The sequence below is a fragment of the Klebsiella sp. KPN54798 genome, from assembly GCF_021184225.1.
GTDB lineage: Bacteria > Pseudomonadota > Gammaproteobacteria > Enterobacterales > Enterobacteriaceae > Klebsiella > Klebsiella pneumoniae.
Genome location: NZ_CP089234.1, coordinates 1,645,868 through 1,668,888, shown reverse-complemented (window position 1 = coordinate 1,668,888; position 23,021 = coordinate 1,645,868). Strand labels below are relative to the sequence as shown.

Genomic DNA, 23,021 nt, shown 5'->3' with positions numbered 1-23,021 from the left:
GAGGCGCATGCCAGCCGCAGTACCTATGAGAATTCAACCTGCTCGCGGGCGGTTGCTTCCTTGTGGGAGAACCCCGGCTGCTCCACGCGGATAAAGGCGCAGAGGAAAAAGGCCACCACGTACAATGCGGTATAGGCGATCACCACCCCGATGGTGCTGAAGAACGGCAGCAGCACCACGGCAATCGCCGGCGCGAGAAAGTTCGACATCCCCGCCGACAGGTTATAGACCGAAATGGCCGCGCCTTTATGCTTCGGCTCCAGCGCCGGGAACACGGCCGCCAGCGGCACGAAGGCGGCGACAAAGATCCCGAGGGCGATGGCGGGGATCAGCGCCATCGCAAAGCTATGGCCAAAGTGCTGAGGGATGTAGTAAAACGCCAGGCTGGAGAGCGCCATCCCGATGCAGCCGAACCAGCGCACCACCTTCATCCAGCCCAGTTTTTCCCCGAGGATCCCCCACAGCACGTTAGAGAAAATGGTGGTGAAGAAGAAGACTGCCCATACCTGGAGCCATTCTGAAGTGCTGAAGCCCAGCTCATCGACAAACATCATCGGCATAATCACCGCAAAGCCGAACAGCGAGAGGGTATTGATAATCCTCACCATGCTCGACAGCAGAATATTGCGGTTGGTATAGAGCAGCGTCGCGGCGCGTCCCAGCTCGGAAAACTTCTCACGGGTGGTGAGATTCTGCATATGCTGCGGCGTTTGAATATGGCGCAGGGAAACCAGGGCAATCACGCCCCCGGTAAGGCAGAAGGCCAGCGCCAGCCACAGGGTGCCCATTTCGCCAATGTGCGGAATGGTAAAGCTCGGAATATAGCTGCCGAAGACCCCGATGCCGATGGAATACACCGCCCAGAACCAGCCGATGGCCGAGCTGGCGTTGTCGCTTTTGACGTTATGGACAATCGCCACGATAAACGAGTAGAGGAACAGCGGATAGGCGAAGCCGCGGATGCCGTAGAAAAGCAGGATCAGCGCATAGTTGGCGTGACCGAGGCCGAAAACGAGGAACAGCACGTGGAATACGCACCACAGCACGAAGCCAATCATCATCGTTTTCAGCGGGGTGATAATTTCCGCCACCACCCCGGAAATCCACGCCGACAGCGCAGCGGCCAGGCCGTAGAGGGTAAAGGCAAAGGAGGCCTCCGCCGGAGAGAAGCCGAGCGCTTTGATATAGTGCGACAGAAAGGCTAATTCAAAACCGTCGCCGGTCATAAATACGGCAATGGCGATGTATCCCCAGAGCAGGTTCAGGGGTAAACCGAGCCACTGTTTATTATTGATAGACATAATGACCTCGTTTTCAGGGTACAGGGTGGCCGCTCCGCGACGTGCAACGAAGCGGCGGTTATGATGAAAATCAGTGCTGCCGATATTTAAGATCGTTTAAATACAGGGTCTTAAACTGCGCGTAGCGTTGCATCAGGGTGTGGTGGCGAATGGGATCCGCACGCCAGGTCTGCCAGACTTCCGGTTTTTCACACACCGCGGCAATGGGTTTGCCCGCCGCCAGGCAGGCCAGCCGCGCCGCGCCCAGCGCGCCGCCGGTCTCTCCGCCTTTGTGGGTCACCACCGGCATAGCGAGAATATCGGCCAGCAGCTGGGCCCAGAACGGACTGCGGGCGCCCCCGCCCACCAGCGAGCACTGCACGATCGGCGTCCCGCTCTCTTTCAATGCCTGCAGGCCGTCGTTGATCCCAAAGCTCACCCCCTCCAGCACCGCGTAGCCGAGCTGCGCGCGCAGGCTGGCGTGGGTCATGCCCCAGAAGATGCCGCGCGCGTCAGGATCGTTATGCGGGGTTCGTTCCCCGGAGAGATAGGGCAGGAAGAACGGGGCGTGGGCTTTATCCTCCTCGCTTAGCTCGGCAATCTCCGCCAGCAGCGCCACCTCCGTGGTGCCGGTCAGGCGGCAGAACCACTGCAAACAGCTGGCGGCGCTCAGCATGACGCTCATCTGGTGCCACAGGTTCGGCAGCACGTGACAAAACGCATGTACCGCCGACTGCGGCGCCGGACGATAGGCGTCGGTCACCACAAACAGCACCCCGGAGGTGCCGAGCGAAATAAACGCATCTCCCGGCGAGACCGCGCCGACGCCAATGGCGCTGACCGCGTTATCCCCCCCGCCCCCGGCCACCATCACCGAGGCGTTCAGCCCCCAGCGCGCAGCCACCTGCGGGTCAAGGGTGGCGGAAACCTCGCAGCCTTCGACCAGCGTCGGCATTTGGCTGCGTGACAAGCCGCACTTGTCCAGCAGAGCGTCGGACCAGTCGCGCTTCGCCACGTCCAGCCACAGCGTCCCGGCGGCGTCCGACATATCGGAGACTTTCTTCCCGGTCATCCGGTAGCGCAGATAATCCTTGGGCAACAGCACCGTGGCGGTGCGCTGAAAGTGCTGCGGCTCATGACGGCGCACCCACAACAGCTTTGGCGCGGTAAAGCCCGGCATCGCCAGGTTGCCCGCCACCTGATGCAGCTCCGGCGCCATCGCCTCCAGCTCGGCGCACTCTGCGGCGCAGCGGGTGTCGTTCCACAGAATGGCCGGACGGATCGCCTCCCCCTCTGCATCCAGCAACACCGCGCCGTGCATCTGCCCGGAGAGGCCAATCGCCTTAATGGCCGGCCAATGCTGGGCGCATTTTTCCCGTAGCGTGGCCATCAGGTACTCCGTCGCCTCCCACCATAGCTCCGGCGCTTGTTCTGACCAGTGCGGATGAGGCCGCTGAATACTCAGCGGCGCGCTATGGCTGGCGATAACCTCATGGTTCTCATCAATGACCAGCGCTTTGACTTCCGATGTGCCGAGATCGATACCCAGATACATAGCCACCTCTTAGTTAATCAGCGTGTAAACGGCGGCGACTTTCTCGCGCATCAGCGCCAGGAAATCCGCGTTGTTGGCGAGATCACCAAACAGGGCTTTATCGCGCGCGTAGACAGCCACCGGATCCTGAGCCTCGAACATCTCATGCACCGCCTGCGCATCCAGGATGCCGTCCTGGTACTGATACGGCAGAGTTCCCTTGTGCCACTGCTCCATAAAGACGAAGAACAGCGCCGGCAGCATGGCGGTCGCTTCCGGGCGGACGCCGCGCTGGTAGCACTCCTGCAAGGTTGGCGCGATCATCGCCGGAATTTTCGAGAAACCGTCGGCGGCGACGCGCTGGTTGGTGTCCTGGATATAGGGGTTGGTAAAGCGCTTAAGCACCACATCCCGGTAGGTCGGCAGATCAATACCGTTGTCGCCGAGACACGGAATAACGTCCTCCGTAACGTAGCGGTCGGCAATGGCGTAGATAACATCGGTCAGCGTGCTTTCATGAATATACTGCTGGCCGATTAAGGTTCCCGCCCAGGCAATGCAGCTGTGCGACGAGTTCAAAATACGGATTTTCGCCTCTTCATACGGGATGACCGACTCCACCATCTCCACGCCGACCGCCTCCAGATTCGGGCGGGCATCGCGGAAGTTGTTCTCCACTACCCACTGGATAAAGGTCTCCCCCATCACCGGCGCTTTGTCATCAATTCCGGTTTGCGCTTTGATGCGGGCCGGCAGATCGGCCGCCGGACGCGGGGTGATGCGGTCCACCATGGTGTTCGGACAGGTGGTATTGGCCGCCATCCAGTCAATCACCGCCTGTTTGCCGGTGAGCTGCAGGAACTCGACCATACCGTCGTGGAAACGCTCGCCGTTATGGCGCACGTTATCGCAGTTGAGCAGGGTCAGCGGCCCGGCGTTGTCGGCCATGCGCTTTTCCAGGATCCGCGCGAGGGTGCCGTAAATGGTTTTGCACTCGCCTTGCAGGTCGGCCTGCAGATCGGGGTTGCTGGTTTCCAGCCGATGGCGAGTGTTCAGGTAGTACCCCCCTTCCGTCACGGTAAAGGCGATAACTTTGGTCTGCGGGTTTGCCCCTTCGTTAATCAGCGGCTGTAGCCCGGCCTGCCACGGTAGCAGTTTCTGGATTGAGGTGATCTCTTCATATTCGCGCTCCCCTTCCGGGCTGACGGTCTCGAGGACGTAACGTCCTCCCTGCGCCGCCAGCGCCTGGACCACCTGCTCGGCGTCGTTGCGAATATTCCCCGCCGCGATGCGCCAGCGATTATCCCCGGAAGCAATCAGACGATGCAGATACCACGCCTGATGCGCACGATGAAAAGAACCCAGACCGATATGAAGCCATGTGAATTGATTGTTCATGTTCTGCTCTCCTTGAGTTGATGGCGCCACTGTAATTGATCATTTGACCAAAATAAGAGCCATGGATCACAAAAGAGCAATTACCCAATTAAATTACAAATGACCAGTAAAGAGCAAAAGCTTGCCAGTTATGCCAACCACGGCGAGAATGCGGGTATTCGCCGGGCCAATTGCGTGCCCTGGCCAGCAACTTAGGGCGGGAAACCATGAGTAAAGAAGACGATATCCGGTTGGATCAGAAGGTGCGTGCCGCATGGATGTACTACATCGCCGGCCAGAATCAGAGTGAGATTGCCAGCCTACTGGGCACCTCCAGACCGGTGGTGCAACGGCTGATCGCCGCCGCGAAAGAAGAAGGGATTGTGTCGATTAATCTGCACCATCCGGTAGCGAACTGCCTCGATTATGCGCAGTTGCTGCAGGAAAAATACCGCTTGATCGAGTGCAATGTGGTCCCCGCCTTTAGCGAAGAAAGCACGCTCGACAGTGTGTCATTTGGCTGCTATCAGCTGATGGCTCGCTATCTGCAGGATGATAAAGAGAAAATTATCGGTCTGGGCTCGGGCCTGACCCTGAAAAAAGCGCTGCAGCGCATCGATTTTGACAGCCTGAATACCCGCTGCGTGGCGCTGATCAGCGCCATGAACGCCGACGGGCAGTGCAATTATTACGATGACGTGCCCCTGCTGCTGACCCGCAAAATTAAGGCCAAGTACTATCAGTGGCCGGCGCCGCGCTACGCCCAAAGCGCGGATGAGTATGAAATGTGGTGCACCAATCGCTTATTCCGCAGCGTCTCCGGCGTCGCCCGCGAGGCGGACGTGATTTTTGTCGGCATTGGTCCGCTGGGCACGCAAAGTCCGATCTTTAAAGACGGCTTTATCAATCAGGCGCAGATGGATGAGCTGACCGCCCGCGGCGGCATCGGGGAGATCCTCGGGCGGTTTATTGATGCGCAAGGCGACGTGGTAGACAGCGAGATCAACCGCATGATCACCAGCTATGATATCCGCCAGAGCCACTGCCCGCGGATTGCCGCTGCCTGTGGAGAACATAAACGACCGGCGATCCTGGCCGCCCTTAAAGGCGGCTGGATCAATGGCCTGGTGACCGATGAGCATACCGCCCGCTGGCTGCTGACGCGGTAACGTTTAACAGCCAGACAGCGACTCAGCTGCTGCTCATCAGTCGCGGGGGAATTTCAATCCGCTGCTGGCTGGCTTCGCCGGCGTCAATAATCGAAAAAACAGCGTCCAGCATCGCCGGCACGTCCTGCTGCACCATGTCGATATCGTGCCCCAGCAGGTAGACAAAAGGATCCCAGTCGAAGCAGCCCATCGGCGGCTGCTCGCTGCCGGTCAGACCCACCTGCGACAGCCAGCGCACAACCCCTTCCAGGGATATCGTCGAGTTAACAAATATCCCCTGCAACAACGTCTTCGCGCTGCCAAACCGCTCCTGCAGGCAGTCCTCAACGTGTCCTTTCGAATAGCCGGGAGCCAGAATATTCGCCTGCGGCACGCTAAGCCCCAGCTCGCGATGCGCATCGTGGAAGCCGCGTAAACGCTCGCTGGTGTTATGGTCGCTGCTGCGCCCGCCGATAAAGGTCAGCGGCGCCAGCTCTCCGCGGCGGCGGGCGCTATTAGCCAGGATCTTATGAGTCAACGCTTTCGCGCCGCCGTAGTTATCCGAAATCACCGACGGCGAGAGAGAGCCCGGCAGGTCGAGATTGACCGTTGGCACGCCCGCCTGCTGGCATAGCGCGGAAATTTTATCCGGATTGGTCGCCCCGGTCGCGACCACCCAGTCAACCTGCCAGGAGAGCATCGCCTTTACCGCTTCGATCTCCAGTTCCGGACGCCGGCGCGTACAGGTGATAATCGGCAGCAGGCCGCGCTCGCGGGCCATCTCCTCAAAGCGTTCGGCGATGGAACCGAAGTAGCGGTTATCATATTTGGGGATAATCATACCGATGACGTGTGATTTTTTACTGCGCAGCATGCTGGCCTGACGGTTAATCGCATAGCCCTGCTCCTCGGCAATCCGCGTCACCTTTTCCGCAAGCTTGGCGCTGATGCGGCGCTTTTTCCAGTTACCGTTGAGGATAGCGCTCACCGCGCTCGCCGAAACGCCGGAAAGTTCCGCCAGGTCGTAAATCGTTATCTTCTTCATTTTTCCAACTTGCGTCACAAAATCATGTCGCTGTTAATTTCCCCACTTGCTCAATCGATGAAGCGAGAGCAACATAGCTTCATCGATTGAGCATCCTTTTCACGCCAGGAAGTACGCACGCATACCGCCTCAACATGCCAGCAAGCCTGAATTAAGATGCTGATATTCAATATGTTACCAGGTTTAGTCTATCACCTCGAACGTGATGCCCTCGCGTTCGATAGTTTTAACCAGACACGGCAAAGGATTATAAAATGAACCACTCTGTCTCCTCTATGAATACTTCCCTCAGCGGTAAAGTCGCCGCGATCACCGGCGCGGCGTCCGGTATCGGCCTCGAGTGCGCGAGGACCCTGCTGGGGGCTGGCGCAAAAGTGGTACTGATCGACCGCGAAGGCGAAAAGCTCAACAAACTGGTCGCCGAACTTGGCGAAAACGCCTTCGCCCTGCAGGTCGACCTGATGCAGGCGGACCAGGTCGATAACCTACTGCAGGGCATTTTGCAGCTTACCGGGCGTCTCGATATCTTCCACGCCAACGCCGGCGCCTATATCGGCGGGCCGGTGGCCGAGGGCGACCCGGACGTCTGGGACCGCGTGCTGCACCTTAATATCAACGCCGCCTTCCGCTGCGTGCGCAGCGTCCTGCCGCATCTGATCGCGCAAAAATCCGGGGATATTATCTTCACCAGCTCGATCGCGGGCGTGGTGCCGGTGATCTGGGAGCCTGTCTATACCGCGTCGAAATTCGCGGTGCAGGCATTTGTACACACCACTCGTCGCCAGGTGGCGCAGTATGGCGTGCGCGTCGGCGCCGTACTGCCGGGCCCGGTGGTTACCGCTCTGCTGGACGACTGGCCAAAAGCCAAAATGGACGAAGCGCTGGCCAACGGCAGCCTGATGCAGCCGATTGAAGTGGCGGAGTCGGTGCTGTTTATGGTGACGCGTTCGAAAAACGTCACCGTGCGCGACATTGTGATCCTGCCGAACAGCGTGGATCTCTGACCCTGGCCAGCCTGTGAGAGGATGTGATGCAAAACGATACGCAAAACATTATTGGCGTGGATGTCGGTTCAGGCAGCGTGCGCGCCGGGGTATTCAATCTGCGGGGCGAGCTCCTCGCCCACGCGACCCGGGAAATAACCCTGTTTCGCAGCGCCGGAAACAAGGTCGAGCAGTCGAGCCGTGAGATCTGGCAGGCGGTGTGCTACTGCATTAAAACGGCGGTGGCCAGCGCCGGCGTTTCGCCGTCGTCGATAGCCGGGATCGGCTTCGATGCCACCTGCTCGCTGGTGGTGATTGGCGATAACGATGCGCCGCTGGCGGTCGGGCCTTCGGACGATGCGGACCGCAACATTATTGTCTGGATGGATCATCGCGCCACCGGGCAGGCGGAAAAGATCAATGCCACGGGCCACCCGGTACTGCGGTACGTTGGCGGCAAAATCTCGCCGGAGATGCAAACGCCGAAAATTTTGTGGCTGAAGGAGAATCGCCCGCACATCTATCAGCAGGCGCGCCACTTCTTCGACCTCGCCGATTACCTCACCTGGCGCTCAACCGGCGATGAAGCCCGCTCGGTCTGCACGGTGACCTGTAAATGGACCTATCTGGCGCATGAACAACGCTGGGATGCCGGTTACTTCCGCCAGATTGGCCTCGAAGAGCTGGCGGATGAAGATTTTGTCCGCATCGGCCAGCGGATTGTCGATCCAGGCACCCCCTGCGGCGAGGGCCTTTGCGCCACGGCGGCAGAGGAGATGGACCTGCCGATCGGCACGCCGGTGGCGGTGGGGATGATTGACGCCCACGCGGGCGGCATCGGTACCGTCGGCGTGCTTAACGGCGCGGTCAACAATATGGCCTATGTCTTCGGCACTTCTTCCTGCACCATGACCACCACTCAGGAAGCGGTATTCGTCCCGGGCGTCTGGGGCCCTTACTATTCGGCGATGGTGCCGGGCTACTGGCTAAGTGAAGGCGGGCAAAGCGCCGCCGGCGCGGCTATCGACCAGCTGCTGAGCTTCCATCCGGCGGCGGCGGAAGCGCGCGAGCAAGCGAAAGCCGCAGGCGTCCCTCTGCCGGTCTGGCTGGCGGATCGCGTTCTGACGCAAGTTGCTTCCCCTTCTGAAGCGGTAACGCTGGCCGCCGGTCTGCACGTCGTTCCGGAGTTTCTCGGTAATCGCGCGCCGCTTGCCGATCCCCACGCGAAAGCGCTGATTGCCGGGCTGGGGATGGAGCGGGACCTGGATAACCTGACCGCGCTGTACGTTGCCGGCTTATGCGGGATTGGCTATGGTCTGCGACAGATCATTGACGCCCAGCGCGCCTGCGGAATTGAGAGTGAAAATATCGTCATCAGCGGCGGAGCCGGGCAGCATCCGCTGGTGCGTCAGCTGTTGGCCGACGCCTGCGGCGTTAGCGTCGTGAGCACCGCCAGCCGCGAGCCGGTGCTGTTAGGTTCCGCCATCCTCGGCGCGGTGGCGGGCAGAGTCGCGGCTTCGCTGCCGGAGGCCATGAAGCAGTTTACTCAGGTGGATGCCACCTATCACAGCGAGACGGCGTTTAGCCCGTTTCATCAGCGCAGGTATGCGGCCTATAAGGCGCTACAACAGGCCGGCAGGCTGATTCGCGAATAACATACCTCCTTATTTTATAACAATAATGCTCCGCTGCTGTGCAGCGGAGACACTCATCTGCACTCTGAAATCGAGGTCAACATGTCCGTTAATAACAAACAGTGGTACGGTCTACCGCTCAACCTCATCTGGGGATATGTCGCCATCGCCGTGTTTATGACCGGCGACGGGTTTGAGCTGGCTTTTCTGTCGCACTACATCAAAGCACTCGGATTCACCCCGGCGCAGGCTTCCTTTGCCTTTACTCTCTACGGTCTGGCTGCCGCCCTGTCGGCGTGGGTCTCCGGCGTGGTGGCGGAAATCATTACCCCACGCAAGGCCATGCTGATTGGCTTCGTGCTGTGGTGTGTGTTCCACGTACTGTTCCTCGTCTTCGGCCTCGGTCGCGCCAACTATGCGCTGATCCTGCTGTTTTATGGCATCCGCGGCCTGGCCTACCCGCTGTTCCTCTACTCCTTTATCGTCGCCATTATCCACAACGTCCGCAGCGACAGTTCCAGCTCCGCGCTGGGCTGGTTCTGGGCGGTCTACTCGGTGGGTATCGGCGTGTTCGGCAGCTATATTCCGAGCTTTACCATTCCCCACATTGGCGAAATGGGCACCCTGTGGCTGGCGCTGCTCTTTTGCGCCACCGGCGGCATTATTGCGCTGGTGTCGATGCGTCATACCGAAACGCCGCGCCATATGCAGAACCTGACCACTCGTGAAAAATTCGCCGAACTGGGGCGCGCGGCGACGCTACTCTATACCAACCGCAGCATTCTGTTCTCGAGCATTGTGCGCATTATCAACACCCTGTCGCTGTTTGGTTTTGCGGTGATCATGCCGATGATGTTTGTTGATGAGCTGGGATTTACCACCTCGGAATGGCTGCAGGTATGGGCGGCATTCTTCTTCACTACTATCTTTTCGAACGTTTTCTGGGGGATTGTGGCGGAGAAAATGGGCTGGATGAAGGTTATCCGCTGGTTCGGCTGCATCGGGATGGCGCTTTCCAGCCTGGCGTTCTATTACCTGCCCCAGCACTTCGGCCAAAATTTTGCCATGGCGCTGGTACCGGCTATTGCCCTGGGGATTTTTGTCGCCGCGTTTGTGCCGATGGCGGCGGTGTTCCCGGCGCTGGAGCCGAACCATAAAGGCGCGGCGATTTCGGTCTATAACCTGTCAGCCGGGCTGTCGAACTTTCTGGCGCCGGCGATTGCCGTGGTACTGCTGCCCTATTTCAGCACTATCGGCGTGGTAATAGCCTATACCGCCTTATATATTCTGGCCTTCTTCCTGTGCCCGTTAATCCGCGTTGAACAGCCTGGCTTTACCAGCGATCAGCATGCGAAACCGTTTACCGCCAACGCGGCAGAGTCTTAATACACCGCATCTGGTACAAACAATGCGCAATCCGGGCGGTGCCGCCCGGATTTTTGCCTTATGCGATAGTCACTTTGCCATCCAGATAAACATCCTGCACGGCATTGATCAGCTTCACGCCGTCGGCCATCGATTTCTTAAACGCTTTGCGGCCCAGGATCAGCCCCATGCCGCCGGCGCGTTTATTGATCACCGCCGTGCGCACCGCGTCGGCAAGGTCGGTCTCCCCGCCCGCCGCGCCGCCGGAGTTGATCAGCCCGGCGCGGCCCATATAGCAGTTGGCCAGCTGGTAGCGCACCAGATCGATGGGGTTATCGCTGGTCAGTTTGCTGTACACCCGGTCGTCGGTATAGCCGAAGTTAACCGCTTTGTAGCCGCCGTTATTCTCCGCCATCTTTTGCTTAACGATATCGGCGCCGATGGTGGCCGCCAGGTGGTTGGCCTGACCGGTCAGGTCAGCGGAAACATGATAGTCGACGCCGTCTTTCTTGAACGCCGAATTGCGCAGATAGGCCCACAGCACGGTGACCAGGCCCAGCTCATGGGCCCGCTCAAAGGCGGCGGAAATCTCTTCTATCTGACGACGCGATTGTTCCGAGCCGAAATAGATCGTCGCTCCCACGGCCACCGCCCCCATATTGAACGCCTGCTCAACGCTGGCGTAGAGGGTCTGGTCGTATTCGGTGGGGTAGCTCAGCGTTTCGTTATGGTTAAGCTTCACCAGGAAAGGGATGCGATGCGCGTAGCGGCGCGACACCGAGGCCAGCACGCCGTAGGTCGACGCCACGCAGTTACAGCCGGCTTCAATCGCCAGCTCGACGATATTTTTCGGATCAAAGTACAGCGGGTTGGCGGCAAAGGAGGCGCCCGCCGAGTGCTCCACGCCCTGGTCAACCGGCAGAATGGAAAGGTAGCCGGTTCCCCCCAGGCGTCCGGTATTGTACAGGGTCTGCATATTGCGTAGCACCGCCGGTGGTCGGTTGTTATCCACCATCACCCGATCAACATAATCTGCGCCAGGCAGATACAGCTGGTCGGACGGAATGGTTATACAACGGTGCTGCAACAGGCTCTCGGCATCTTTGCCCAGCAACTGCGTAATATCAGTCATAGCAATCTCCCGTAAGGCCGGCCGAAGCCGGCATGCATTATCCCAACCCAATTTTTTTGGGCAGGTTAAGCCTGGTACCGACTTAGCCTATTTTCCAGCCGGGGGGCCATTTTTTCAGGAGATTCTGCTGTCCCGTTGCGCTGCCATTTACCACCAGGCGTGGAAATGGTGCACCGGCCCGATACCGTGGCCTACCTCCAGAGAGTCGGCCTGCGCCAGAGCCGCCGACAGCCAGGCCTTCGCCTCGATAACGGTGGCCGCCCAGTCCGCGTGACGCGGGCGCAGCGCCGCCAGCGCGGCGGAGAGCGTACAGCCGGTGCCGTGGGTATTTTTGGTCTGCACTCGCGGCGCGGTGAACCGCTGTTCCCCTTCGCGGGTGAAGAGCCAGTCCGGGCTTTCGGCATCGTCGAGATGGCCGCCCTTCATCAATACCGCGCCGCAGCCCAGCGCCAGCAGCGCCCGCCCCTGCTCCAGCATTTCCCGTTCGTTACGCGCATGGGGGGCATCGAGTAGCGCGGCCGCTTCCGGCAGGTTCGGGGTGATCAATGACACCTGCGGCAACAATCGTTGACGCAGGGTCTCCACCGCCGAGGCCGACAGCAGCGGATCGCCGCTTTTCGCCAGCATGACGGTATCCAGCACCACGTTGGCCACCCGGTAGCGCGCCAGCCGCTCGGCCACGGCTTCCACAATATCGGTCTCCGCCAGCATGCCGATTTTGGTGGTATCGATACGCACATCGCTGAACACCGAGTCGAGCTGCGCGGCCACAAAATCCGGTTCGATGCGATAGACCGACTGTACGCCGCGGGTATTCTGCGCCACCAGGGCGGTGATCGCCGAGCAGCCATAGGCCCCCAGCGCGGAGAAGGTTTTCAGATCGGCCTGGATACCGGCCCCGCCGCTGGGATCGGTGCCGGCGATGGTCAGGGCGTTGATGCGTTTCATCCCTGCACCTCCTGATACAGCGCGTCGAGAAACGCCGGAATAAAGCTGCCTGGGCCTCCCTGACGGGCGGCGATCGCCCCGGCCTGCTTCATCAGCCCGCAGGCGGCGGCCACGTTTTCCAGCCGGTCTCCCGGCAGCGCCGCGCTCGCCGCCACCACCGCCGACAGCGCGCAGCCGGTGCCCACCACCCGGGTCATCAGCGGATTGCCCCCCGCCACGCTGAGCACCCGCTCGCCGTCGGTGACGTAGTCCACCTCGCCAGTGACCGCCACCACGGTGGCCAGCCGACGAGCCAGCGCCTGGGCCGCCGGCAGCGCCGCGGCGGCCGTATCGGTGGTATCCACCCCGCGCCCGCCGGCGCTCATCCCGGCCAGCGCCAGAATTTCAGAGGCATTGCCGCGAATGGCCGCCGGCTGGAGGGCCAGCAGCTCGTGACAAAAGGCCGTGCGCACGGTCAGGGCGCCGACCGCCACCGGATCCAGCGTCCAGTGCTTGCCGGCCTGACGGGCGTGCTCCACCGCAGCGCGCATCGCCACGGCGCGATCTTCGGTCAGGGTACCGACGTTAATTAACAGCGCATCGGCGATAGCGGCAAACTGCGCCGCTTCGCGGGGATCGATCACCATCGCCGGCGAGGCGCCGACGGCCAGCAGAACATTGGCGGTAAAGGTCTGCACCACGTCATTAGTCATGCAGTGCACAAGGGGGGAATGGGCGCGCAGCAGATGGCGCAGGTGCGCGACAGGCGCGGGATTCAACAGCTCAGGCATAGTTTGCTCCCGCCAGACGAGGTAGAAGCAATGACCCTGCGGTCTCTGACTTCCCTACGCTGGCATTATCCAGATCAGGTGGTACGGGTATTTCTCAGCCTTCAACGAAGAAGGGCACCCCGAGTCATTTAGTAAGAATTAACTTACTTTTTGACAGCTTAGGGGAAGTTGCCCATTGAGGCAAGCCTGCCGTACAGGCTATAGGGTTCTTACAATGAAAGTGAACCTGATCATTGAGCAGTCGTCTTCGGTTAGGTATACGCCACAAATTTAGTCATGTAACAACTAATAGCAAGAGGATAATATCGACATGAAGGTTTTATCCACCTAGAAAATAGTCAGCATTTATGACTTATGGGAAGACAGGCTTGTGTAAAGGGACTGTACTATAAATTGGCGATTTATGATGTTATTCTCTGCTGCTGATATAAGAGGCATTCAATCCTAAGTGACTAAATTTGATAGGTTATTTATTGCTTTGGAGCATAAATGTAATTATTTTTAGTAAATTTCATAAACCATATTGTATAAGAGGTTAACGTAAGCAGTTTTGAGTTGAAAGTATAACCAAAGGCTCAAAAGCGGTGGTTATAGTAACTACAAAAGGATAGATACCAGAAACACTTAGTACCAGCGTACAAGATGTGTGCTGGTCCTTCAAATTCTTCTAAGCCTCATCCATTTTGTTTGTTGTTTACCAAAGAGTTATATCAATGATTCATCTCGTGACCAAGGACTAGTAACACCTCTTGTTTTGAGTCCATAGGTACGAAAAAGCGACATTTCTCAACTTAACGGTCTATACTTCGCAGGACGCACCCTTAAAAAAACAATAAAATCAATGTATTACTTTTTGATTCTTTTCGTTACAATGTTAGTTATTTACATTTTCTATACTTTAACTTAAAGCTTGCTCATGAGAATTATGAATTTATACTTTGCTCGATCTCATATCAAATAGCTTGTAATTTGGATCACTTGTGAGTAGTGGCATGACATTGCTTCCTCCAAGATCCAACAGGAATTAAACCAACTATCAATAGGTCAATCAGAATTATGCGAAATGTAGCCACTACTCTCCTGGCCGTTGCTTCAATCCTAGCAGTATGCCAATCATCCGTATCAGCACGGATGACATGTTCTATCAATGTCGACATGAAATACGTCAAGCCTCCAATTTCAAGAATTAAAGATGATACAGGCAATCTTCGTCCTCCATCACCGATGCAGCAGGTTCATACGGAAAGCATGTTAGCTGGGCAAGATATTTATATTCAAAGCATTAAATCGGAAAAAGATCTGCGCCTAATGTTAGTAAGTGCGATCGCATGGAAAAATGGATTGGGAAATGAGTGGTTTGAAGCATCGAAAGAATATCTTCTAGCTTGGATTAACACTTATGAGCCGGAATATCACCCCATAAATGAAACTGTTTTTGATCAATTAATTCAAACGTACGTAATTATTAAGTCAAATCTATCACCCCAAGAGCGCAGCGATATAAACAAATATTTATATAGTTGGGCAAATGGATACATAACTCGAATGAATAATGCACCAAAAGGAATATCTTGGTATAGTAACTGGCAAAGCCACAGAATTAAACTCATTACATTAATAGCTGTTGCAACAGATAATGATCACCTTTTTAACGAATCAAGAAGATTATTTAAAAAGCAAATTGAAGAAAACATGAATAGTGAGGGGGAGGTTGTTGACTTCAAACAACGAGATGCTATTCATTATGTTGTATACGACCTCCAGCCGCTACTACAGGCTGCACTTGCCGCAATGTCACGCGGTGAAGATTGGTACCATTGGACTGCTCCAAATAATGCGTCACTTGAAAAAGGAATAAACTGGCTGACCCCCTATGTCACAGGAGAAAAAACGCATAATGAATTTATAAATTCAAAAATAAAACTTGACGCCATAAGAAAGCAGCGCGGTCTAAAAAATTTCAATGGTATATTTCGGCCTGAGGAAGCTAAATCAGTTTACTGGTTAGCATCTGCATTCAATGCATCATATGAGCCACTAGCCTTGAAGCTCTTGGCTAAACCTCCTTTGATTATGGATTGGTGCAATTAATTTCATTTCAACAATAGTCATCTACATTATAATATGATGCATTCTGGTTAAGGATGCATCTTTTCGCAGTCCTAAGTCTCATTGGGTTAAATATATTGTCACATCAACATTTGATAACTCGCGGCAATGGCACAAATTCAGTGCAGTGCTAAATCAGAGCTCCTCGTCTTTCCGAAGACTTCGAATGAATTCAGCCAGAGTCGTGTCATTAAGTGACGAATGCTCCCTATCATGATTATATTCCCTGCGCCACTTGGCGAGTTTGTCCTGCGCATCTTCCCGTGGGAGGAACCAGTGAAAGTTTGCGCAGACTTTCTCAATAAACGGATTATCCTTTGGTTTTCCTAGGCGTGAGAAGTCCAGCGTGACACCGTGCCCATACAGCTATTTCCCCAGACTTTTCGAGATAAACTCGCTGCCGTTATCCGTCTGGATACGTACTGGCAAGCGCTTATTCAGCCCCCGTATTCCTTCCATTATGCTGACCACATCCTCGCCTTTCAGCTATATTCCGGCATGGTTAGCCAGACACTCACGACTAAAAATATCCACTACAGTCACCACCAGAAAACGTTGCCGGTTAAAAAGACTATCCGCCATGAAATCCCTACTCTAACACTGATTGATGTGCGTCAGACCCGAGCGCTGCTGGTGAAGTGCGGCACTGAAATGCTTGCAGGGGCGTTTTCTGCGCAGATTCAGCCCTACCTGGCAATAAATCCTGTGTGTTTAATTTTTGTTAATTTTCCAGCCTTCCCGCTATAACTGAATAGAAATACGTGGACAACCAAATAATATTAGGAAGAAGAAACTGATCGAATCCGCAGAGGATGTCACTCACACCCTGCATAACACTTACTCGCTGCGCGGGGCGAAGATCCGTGAGCCGCTGCCGTGGTCGAAATATATCAACCAGGCGATCGTTCGCTGGGGCGATAAGGCTGAGATCATTATGGCCCAGCATCACTGGCCGACCTGGGGCAACGAGAACGTGGTGAACCTGCTGAAGAGCCAGCGTGACCTGTATCGTTATATCAACGACCAGACCCTGAGGATGGCTAACGAAGGCCTGACCCGCGATGAAATCGCCGCTAACTTTAAGCTACCGGACAGCCTCGCCAATACCTGGGCTAACCGCGGCTACTACGGCTCGGTCAGCCACGATGTGAAGGCCACCTACGTGCTGTATCTCGGCTGGTTCGACGGCAACCCGGCCACCCTTGACGAACTGCCGCCGGAAGAAGCGGCGAAGAAGTTCGTCGATTACATGGGTGGCGCGGATGCCATCCTGAAGAAAGCGAAAGAGGACTATGACCAGGGTAACTACCGCTGGGTTGCCCAGGTGGTGAGCAAAGTCGTCTTCGCCGACCCTAACAACCAGCAGGCGCGTAATCTGGAAGCCGATGCCCTGGAGCAGTTAGGCTATCAGGCGGAGTCCGGCCCGTGGCGTAACTTCTATCTCACCGGCGCCCAGGAGCTGCGTAACGGTGTGGTAAAAGGCCCGACCCCGAACACCGCCAGCCCGGACACCGTCCGCGCCATGACCCCGGAAATGTTCTTTGATTATCTGGCGGTCCATATCAATGGCGAAAAAGCGGGTAACGCGAAGTCGGTGTTCAATATCGATCTCGGCAGCGATGGCGGCCAATATAAGCTGGAGCTGGAAAACGGCGTGCTGAACCACACCGCGAATGCGCAAGCCAAAGAGGCGGATGCCACCCTGACGCTGGATCGCGCCACCCTGAACAAAATCATCCTCAAAGAAGAGACCCTGAAGCAGGCGGAAGATAAGGGTGAGGTGAAAATCAGCGGTAACGGGGCTAAACTCGATGAAATGCTTGGCTATATGGACCCGTTTGACTTCTGGTTTAACATCGTGACGCCGTAATGATTCGCTGACGGGCGTAGTGGGTAGCAGGGCGGTGAATGCCGCCTTGTTACCTTCTCAGCGACGTTTAGTACTCTGCGGGCAACGGTCGATCGATAGAGATAAGCTTGCCACGTTTCATGGTGATATATCCCCCCGCCTTTAAGTCCGCCAGCACGCGAAAAACATGGGTACGCGAAAGATTGGTACGCCTGATGATAAATAACGCCAGTCCCTCATTTTCACCCTCATGCGTATGCTGCCGATACAGATAGCGATATAGCATCGGGCGAATCGTCTGATAGCTCGTCACCTGACGGCGTTCATTGTGCAGGTCGATGGTAAAGATACTCATGAACACCAGCACTTTCGCCAGCGCCTCAACGCGCTGCGGATGATTTTCAATAAACAGACGATCGAAGGCCGCGTAAGTGATTTTTCGCAGCGTCACCGGGCCACTGCCTGTATATTCAAATTTCGCCAGCGGGCAATACCGCTCCATCAGGCCAATCGGCATATGCTCAATGGAATTACCAATACTCAATCCATTATCCGGCATTAATATTGATAACGAACCCTCGGTACAAAAATAAATATATCCTGTCTCCGGACGCCAATTTTTACTGGCGGCGAGAATAACCTCTTCACCCTCCACGAGGATATCAGCAAAAAAGTCGGCTATGGTTAACGTTTTATAATAACTATGTATTTCCTGGAAATTCATCCTCTGCCCTCGCCTGCGCCGTTAGCGACAGTATAGCAGTCCTCGCCTGCTAAAGACGAGAGGCTCCTTTGGCGGCGCCGCGCCAGTCCCATATGGGACTATTCAGCGGAATATTAGTCTTTAGAATAAACCGCAAGCCATTCACTTTTTAAGCGGGAAATATTGCTTTTATTCCCACGTAATAAATTACCTGAGAGGTAGTGATGAAATTAAATCAGATAGCCAAAAATCTGACGCTGGCCGGAATGTTATCGTCTTTGTCGATAACCGCCTTTGCCGCCGCGCTACAACAGGATGCCACACCGGCCACGCGTGAGGCGAATCAGGCGCTATACCGCAAACTGCCGTTCGCGGATAAAACCGACTTTAATAACGCCCATCAGGGTTTTATCGCCCCCCTGCCGCCAGCGATGCTCAAAGGCGCACAGGGAAATATTATCTGGGATCCCGCCAAATATGATTTCGTCAAAGAAGGCGAAAAGGCGCCGGACACCGTCAATCCCAGCCTGTGGCGACAGTCACAATTGCTCAATATCGGCGGCTTGTTCAAAGTTACCGACGGCGTTTACCAGATCCGTAATCTCGATCTTTCCAATATGACCATTATCGAAGGCAAAACCGGGATTACGGTCATCGACCCCTTGCTGAGCGCCGAACCGGCCAAAGAGGCTCTGGCGCTCTATTTTGCCCACCGGCCGAAAAAACCGGTGGTGGCGGTGCTGTTTACCCACAGCCATGTGGACCACTACGGCGGTATCCGTGGCGTAGTCGATGAAGCTGACGTGAAGGCCGGTAAAGTGAAGATTTACGCCCCTGCCGGCTTTATGGAGGAAGCGGTTTCCGAGAACATCATGGCCGGTACTGCGATGAGCCGCCGCGCCAGCTACATGTACGGCAACCTGCTGAAGCCGGACGCTAAGGGACAGGTCGGCGCCGGTCTCGGCACCACCACCTCGGCGGGTACCGTTACGCTGATCCCGCCGACCCACTACATTACCCATACCGGTCAGCAGGAAGTGATCGACGGTCTGACCTATGACTTTATGATGGCGCCGGGCTCGGAAGCGCCGTCGGAAATGTTGTGGTATGTCAAAGAGAAGAAAATGATCGAGGCGGCAGAGGATGTGACCCATACCCTGCACAACACTTACTCTCTGCGCGGCGCCAAAATCCGCGATCCGCTGGCGTGGTCGAAATACATCAACGCCGCCATCGACCGCTGGGGCAACGAGGCGGAAGTGATTATCGCTCAGCACCACTGGCCGACCTGGGGGAACGACAATATCGTGAAGCTGATGAAAGGTCAGCGCGATATGTATCGCTATATCAACGACCAGACCCTGCGTATGGCGAACTTAGGCATGACCCGCGATGAGATCGCCGCCAACTTCAAGCTGCCGGATTCGCTGGAGAAACAGTGGTCCAGCCGCGGCTACTACGGTTCCGTTAGCCACGATGTGAAAGCGACCTACGTCTTCTATCTCGGCTGGTTTGATGGCAACCCGGCCACCCTCGACGAGCTGCCGCCAGAACAGGCGGCGAAGAAGTTCGTGGAATATATGGGCGGCGCCGATGCCATCATGCAGAAAGCCAAAGCCGACTACCAGCAGGGGAACTACCGCTGGGTGGCCCAGGTGACCAGCAAAATCGTCTTCGCCGATCCTGACAATCAGCAGGCGCGTGATCTTGAAGCCGACGCCCTGGAGCAGCTCGGATATCAGGCGGAAGCCGGGACCTGGCGCAACTTCTACCTCACCGGCGCTCAGGAGCTACGTAACGGCGTGCAGAAACTGCCGACGCCGAACACCGCCAGCCCGGATACCGTGCGGGCGATGACGCCAGAAATGTTCTTCGATTACCTCGGGGTGCATATCAACGGCGAAAAAGCCGGGGCGGCTAAAGCGGTCTTTAATATCGACCTGGGTAAAGACGGCGGCAAGTACAAACTGGAGCTGGAAAACGGCGTGCTTAACCATACCGCCAATGCGGTGGCGGACAATGCCGACGCCAGCATCTCGCTCAGCCGCGACACCCTGAATAAGATTATCCTCAAGCAGGAAACGCTGAAGCAGGCTGAAGCTCAGGGCAAGGTCAAGATTAGCGGTAATGGCGCTAAGCTCGACGAGATGCTGAGCTACATGGACACGTTTGCCTTCTGGTTCAATATCGTCACACCATAAGCGTTTAACACGGACATCCCCCGTCGCCGGTCAGGCCGCGGGGGATTTTTTGATCCCCCCGCCACGATAATCAATGTGCGGATCAGGCATCAGCGCGACGCAATTCTCCCTGCAGCAGGGAAAAACAGGCTTCGATAAGCGGCGGCAGCGCCTGCGGGCCGCGCATCAGGGCCACCGTACGGGTCAGCGCCGGCTGCTGCAACTGGGCGACCTGGAGCGCCGGGTCCTGCAGATGGGTGGTGTACAGCGCCGGCAGAATGGCCACCGCTAAGCGCGAGCGCACCAGACCATACAGGGTTTCGATATAGTCCACCTGGTAGCGGGTGGTCAGCGTCAGGCGATGGCTCTCCACTAATGCCGCCACCAGCCGTTGAATATTGCCCTTCGAGAAGACGGCAATATCCCGCCCCACCAGCTGCTTCCACGGCAAGTGCGCCTGCGCGGCCAGCGGATCGTCGCGGTGCAGCACCGCCACAAAGGGATCTTCGCGCAGCGGATAGACCAGCAGTTCAGCAGGCACTGAGCTGTCGATCGCCCCGATACCGAAATCAATCTCGCCGCGCAGCAGCGCCTGGATAAGCGCATCGTTGGTCTGATCGTGAAATTCAATGCGCAGGCGCGGAAAGGCCTGGGCCAGGGTCTGCGGCAGCAGAGGAAACAGCAGCGAACTGACCGACGGCACCAGGCCGATGCGCACCGTCCCGTCGCCGCCCGCCTCGACGATCTGCTGCATATCGGAAAAGGCCGCCTGCGCCACGCTGAGGATCCGCTGGGCGTGGGGTAACATCGCCGCCCCCAGTTCAGTCAGAGTGACCGTCGCAGCGGTACGGTTGACCAGCTTACCGCCGAGTACCGTTTCAATCTGCCGCAGGGCGCTGCTCAGCGCCGGCTGGCTAATCGCCAGCCGACTGGCGGTATCGGTAAAATGGCGCAGCTGGGCCAGGGTGACGAAATACTGAAGCTGTTTAAGAGAGAGCGCGGGCAGCCGCTGCCAGGGTTCGTTCATCATCGGGTTCGCTACGGTGGTCCTGCACAATAACCCGAGCTTATCGGGTGATAAATTTATTCATCTGGGCAAACGTTTGCTGTGCCCCTAGAGTATCCGCATTATCCTTGTGCCGGAGTGGTTATGTCCAGCAATGCTCAAGTCCGCCGTCGCGCCGTGCAGGCCGCGCGCGGTGAATCCCCGTTTGATCTGCTGCTGATCGATGCGCAGATCGTCGATATGGCCACGGGCGAAATTCGCCCCGCTGACGTCGGTATCGTCGGCGAGATGATCGCCAGCGTCCACCCGCGCGGCAGTCGCGAAGACGCCCATGAAGTGCGTTCCCTGGCCGGTGGCTACCTGTCCCCCGGCCTGATGGACACCCACGTGCATCTCGAAAGCTCGCACCTGCCGCCGGAGCGCTATGCGGAAATCGTCCTCACCCAGGGCACCACCGCAGTGTTCTGGGATCCGCATGAGCTGGCCAACGTCCTCGGCGTCGCTGGCGTGCGCTATGCGGTGGACGCCAGCCGCCATCTGCCGCTGCAGGTGATGGTCGCCGCGCCGTCCAGCGTCCCCTCCACGCCGGGTCTCGAAATGTCCGGCGCTGATTTCGCCGGCGAGGAGATGGAGACCATGCTCGGCTGGCCGGAAGTGCGCGGCGTGGCGGAGGTGATGGATATGCACGGCGTGCTGCACGGTAGCGAGCGGATGCAGGAGATTGTCCAGGCCGGTCTCAACAGCGGCAAACTGATTGAAGGCCACGCCCGCGGCCTGAGCGGCGCTGACCTGCAGGCCTACCTCGCCGCCGGCGTCACCTCCGATCACGAACTGACCTCGGCGGACGACGCGCTGGAAAAACTGCGCGCCGGGCTGACGATCGAGATCCGCGGCTCGCACCCCTATCTGCTGCCGGATATCGTCGCGGCGTTAAAAACGCTGCCGCACCTCTCCTCGCAGATCACCGTCTGCACCGATGACGTGCCGCCGGATATACTACTGGAGAAAGGCGGCATCATCGCCCTGCTTAATCTGCTGATCGAGCACGGTTTACCGGCGGTCGATGCGCTGCGATTCGCCACCCTCAACGCCGCTATTCGCCTGCAGCGCCACGATCTTGGGCTGATTGCCGCCGGGCGGCGCGCCGATCTGGTGGTGTTTGATTCCCTGGAGAAACTGGTGGCCCGCGAAGTCTACGTAGGCGGTAAGCTGCTGGCCCGCGCGGGCAACCTGCTGACACCGATCGCGCCCGCCGCGGGCGTCACGCCGCCGCGCGATACTTTGCAGATCGCCCCCCTCCGCGCCGATGACTTTATTCTGCGCGTCCAGGGCATTCGTCACGGCATCGCCCGCCTGCGCCATATCCGCGGCGCGCGCTTCACCCAGTGGGGCGAAGTGGAAGTGCAGGTTCGTGACGGGAAAGTCCAGCTGCCCGCCGGCTTCAGTCTGATCTGGGTCAAGCACCGCCACGGCCGCCATCAGGCGACGCCGCAAATCGCCCTGCTTGAAGGCTGGGGTGAGCTGCACGGCGCCATCGCCACCAGCTACTCCCACGACTCGCATAATCTGGTGGTGCTCGGGCGCGACGCTAATGATATGGCGCTGGCGGCCAACCAGCTTATCGCCTCCGGCGGCGGGATGGCGCTGGCGCAACAGGGCGAGATCCTTGCCCATGTGGCGATGCCGATTGCCGGCATGCTGTCGGATCTCCCGGCCGCGGAACTGGCGCGTCAGTTCCGCGAGCTGCGCGATCTGAGCAGCCAAGTCGCCGACTGGGAGCCGCCGTACCGGGTCTTCAAGGCCATTGAAGGCACCTGCCTTGCCTGTAACGCCGGGCCGCATTTAACCGATTTGGGTCTGACCGACGGCGGCAGCCGCCAGATAGTCGACCCGTTGATAGCCTGCCGGGAGATCCCGGAGCCAACCGATCACAACAATAATCCTCAGGGAGCCTGAGC

General features: G+C 57.4%; 18 protein-coding genes, 1 pseudogene and 1 riboswitch. Of the genes and pseudogenes, 9 read left to right on the top strand and 10 right to left on the bottom strand.

Annotated elements, in window-relative coordinates:
- Window positions 1–23: 23 nt before the first annotated feature.
- The 3 genes from dalT to dalD form a co-directional block, all read right to left on the bottom strand.
- A complete protein-coding gene (gene dalT / locus LPQ25_RS08160) occupies window positions 24–1,301 on the bottom strand; it encodes a D-arabinitol transporter (RefSeq protein ID WP_002912654.1) in 1,278 nt (425 codons plus the stop codon).
- Between the two features lie 70 nt (window positions 1,302–1,371).
- The gene (gene xylB / locus LPQ25_RS08155) at window positions 1,372–2,835 is read right to left on the bottom strand and encodes a xylulokinase (protein WP_015875039.1); all 1,464 of its coding nucleotides are present in this window, start codon (window positions 2,833–2,835) and stop codon (window positions 1,372–1,374) included.
- A 9-nt stretch (window positions 2,836–2,844) separates the two neighbouring features.
- The gene (gene dalD, locus LPQ25_RS08150) at window positions 2,845–4,212 is read right to left on the bottom strand and encodes a D-arabinitol 4-dehydrogenase (RefSeq protein ID WP_009307433.1); all 1,368 of its coding nucleotides are present in this window, start codon (window positions 4,210–4,212) and stop codon (window positions 2,845–2,847) included.
- Between the two features lie 206 nt (window positions 4,213–4,418).
- On the opposite strand from dalD, the gene LPQ25_RS08145 reads away from it, so the two are divergent.
- Complete coding sequence (locus LPQ25_RS08145) at window positions 4,419–5,360, top strand: sugar-binding transcriptional regulator (RefSeq protein WP_004180588.1); 942 nt, start codon at window positions 4,419–4,421, stop codon at window positions 5,358–5,360.
- Between the two features lie 22 nt (window positions 5,361–5,382).
- On the opposite strand, the gene LPQ25_RS08140 is transcribed toward LPQ25_RS08145, so the two are convergent.
- Window positions 5,383–6,384, bottom strand: coding sequence for a LacI family DNA-binding transcriptional regulator (locus LPQ25_RS08140; protein ID WP_004180590.1), 1,002 nt, complete (start codon window positions 6,382–6,384; stop codon window positions 5,383–5,385).
- 254 nt (window positions 6,385–6,638) lie between these two features.
- On the opposite strand from LPQ25_RS08140, the gene LPQ25_RS08135 reads away from it, so the two are divergent.
- From LPQ25_RS08135 to LPQ25_RS08125, 3 genes are all read left to right on the top strand, one after another.
- Window positions 6,639–7,388: an SDR family oxidoreductase gene (locus LPQ25_RS08135; RefSeq protein WP_004180592.1), complete on the top strand. Its 750-nt coding sequence runs from the start codon at window positions 6,639–6,641 to the stop codon at window positions 7,386–7,388.
- 26 nt (window positions 7,389–7,414) lie between these two features.
- A complete protein-coding gene (locus LPQ25_RS08130) occupies window positions 7,415–9,022 on the top strand; it encodes an FGGY-family carbohydrate kinase (protein WP_014907209.1) in 1,608 nt (535 codons plus the stop codon).
- An 81-nt stretch (window positions 9,023–9,103) separates the two neighbouring features.
- Window positions 9,104–10,387 carry an RbtT/DalT/CsbX family MFS transporter gene (locus tag LPQ25_RS08125; RefSeq protein ID WP_014907208.1) on the top strand — a complete coding sequence of 428 codons (1,284 nt, stop codon included), beginning with the start codon at window positions 9,104–9,106 and terminating at the stop codon, window positions 10,385–10,387.
- A 58-nt stretch (window positions 10,388–10,445) separates the two neighbouring features.
- Here LPQ25_RS08125 and fbaB read toward each other — a convergent pair whose 3' ends face one another.
- The 3 genes from fbaB to thiM all read right to left on the bottom strand — a co-directional run bounded on the left by fbaB (window position 10,446) and on the right by thiM (window position 13,216).
- Entirely contained in the window at window positions 10,446–11,498 is a 1,053-nt protein-coding gene (fbaB, locus tag LPQ25_RS08120; RefSeq protein WP_002912704.1) for a class I fructose-bisphosphate aldolase, read from the bottom strand.
- 147 nt (window positions 11,499–11,645) lie between these two features.
- Window positions 11,646–12,446: a bifunctional hydroxymethylpyrimidine kinase/phosphomethylpyrimidine kinase gene (gene thiD / locus LPQ25_RS08115; RefSeq protein ID WP_002912707.1), complete on the bottom strand. Its 801-nt coding sequence runs from the start codon at window positions 12,444–12,446 to the stop codon at window positions 11,646–11,648.
- A complete protein-coding gene (gene thiM, locus LPQ25_RS08110) occupies window positions 12,443–13,216 on the bottom strand; it encodes a hydroxyethylthiazole kinase (RefSeq protein ID WP_014907207.1) in 774 nt (257 codons plus the stop codon). The genes thiD and thiM overlap by 4 nt, the downstream gene beginning before the upstream one ends.
- 34 nt (window positions 13,217–13,250) lie before the next feature.
- Window positions 13,251–13,348: riboswitch (TPP riboswitch) on the bottom strand.
- 1,023 nt (window positions 13,349–14,371) lie between these two features.
- On the opposite strand from thiM, the gene LPQ25_RS08105 reads away from it, so the two are divergent.
- Window positions 14,372–15,307 (top strand): alginate lyase family protein, encoded by a 936-nt coding sequence (locus tag LPQ25_RS08105; protein ID WP_223274102.1) that lies wholly within the window; start codon window positions 14,372–14,374, stop codon window positions 15,305–15,307.
- A gap of 153 nt (window positions 15,308–15,460) precedes the next feature.
- On the opposite strand, the gene LPQ25_RS27365 is transcribed toward LPQ25_RS08105, so the two are convergent.
- On the bottom strand, window positions 15,461–15,628 hold the full coding sequence (locus tag LPQ25_RS27365) for an integrase core domain-containing protein (RefSeq protein ID WP_349815752.1): 168 nt from the start codon (window positions 15,626–15,628) through the stop codon (window positions 15,461–15,463).
- A gap of 51 nt (window positions 15,629–15,679) precedes the next feature.
- Here LPQ25_RS27365 and LPQ25_RS08100 point away from each other — a divergent pair, with 51 nt between their 5' ends.
- Together LPQ25_RS08100 and LPQ25_RS08095 are read left to right on the top strand one after the other, a co-directional pair.
- Window positions 15,680–16,072 (top strand): hypothetical protein, encoded by a 393-nt coding sequence (locus tag LPQ25_RS08100; protein WP_050767837.1) that lies wholly within the window; start codon window positions 15,680–15,682, stop codon window positions 16,070–16,072.
- Window positions 16,073–16,103: 31 nt separating this feature from the next.
- Window positions 16,104–17,195 (top strand): annotated as a pseudogene (locus LPQ25_RS08095) (alkyl/aryl-sulfatase); the annotation flags it as partial.
- 67 nt (window positions 17,196–17,262) lie between these two features.
- Here LPQ25_RS08095 and LPQ25_RS08090 read toward each other — a convergent pair.
- On the bottom strand, window positions 17,263–17,898 hold the full coding sequence (locus tag LPQ25_RS08090; RefSeq protein WP_014907204.1) for a helix-turn-helix domain-containing protein: 636 nt from the start codon (window positions 17,896–17,898) through the stop codon (window positions 17,263–17,265).
- A 203-nt stretch (window positions 17,899–18,101) separates the two neighbouring features.
- Between LPQ25_RS08090 and LPQ25_RS08085 the strand changes: the two genes are divergently transcribed.
- Window positions 18,102–20,078 carry an alkyl/aryl-sulfatase gene (locus LPQ25_RS08085; protein ID WP_014907203.1) on the top strand — a complete coding sequence of 659 codons (1,977 nt, stop codon included), beginning with the start codon at window positions 18,102–18,104 and terminating at the stop codon, window positions 20,076–20,078.
- 82 nt (window positions 20,079–20,160) lie between these two features.
- Here LPQ25_RS08085 and LPQ25_RS08080 read toward each other — a convergent pair whose 3' ends face one another.
- Window positions 20,161–21,087, bottom strand: coding sequence for a LysR family transcriptional regulator (locus LPQ25_RS08080; RefSeq protein WP_014907202.1), 927 nt, complete (start codon window positions 21,085–21,087; stop codon window positions 20,161–20,163).
- Window positions 21,088–21,207: 120 nt separating this feature from the next.
- Between LPQ25_RS08080 and LPQ25_RS08075 the strand changes: the two genes are divergently transcribed.
- Window positions 21,208–23,019, top strand: a complete 1,812-nt coding sequence (locus LPQ25_RS08075; RefSeq protein WP_014907201.1) for an adenine deaminase — start codon at window positions 21,208–21,210, stop codon at window positions 23,017–23,019.
- The last annotated feature ends 2 nt before the right edge of the window (window positions 23,020–23,021 follow it).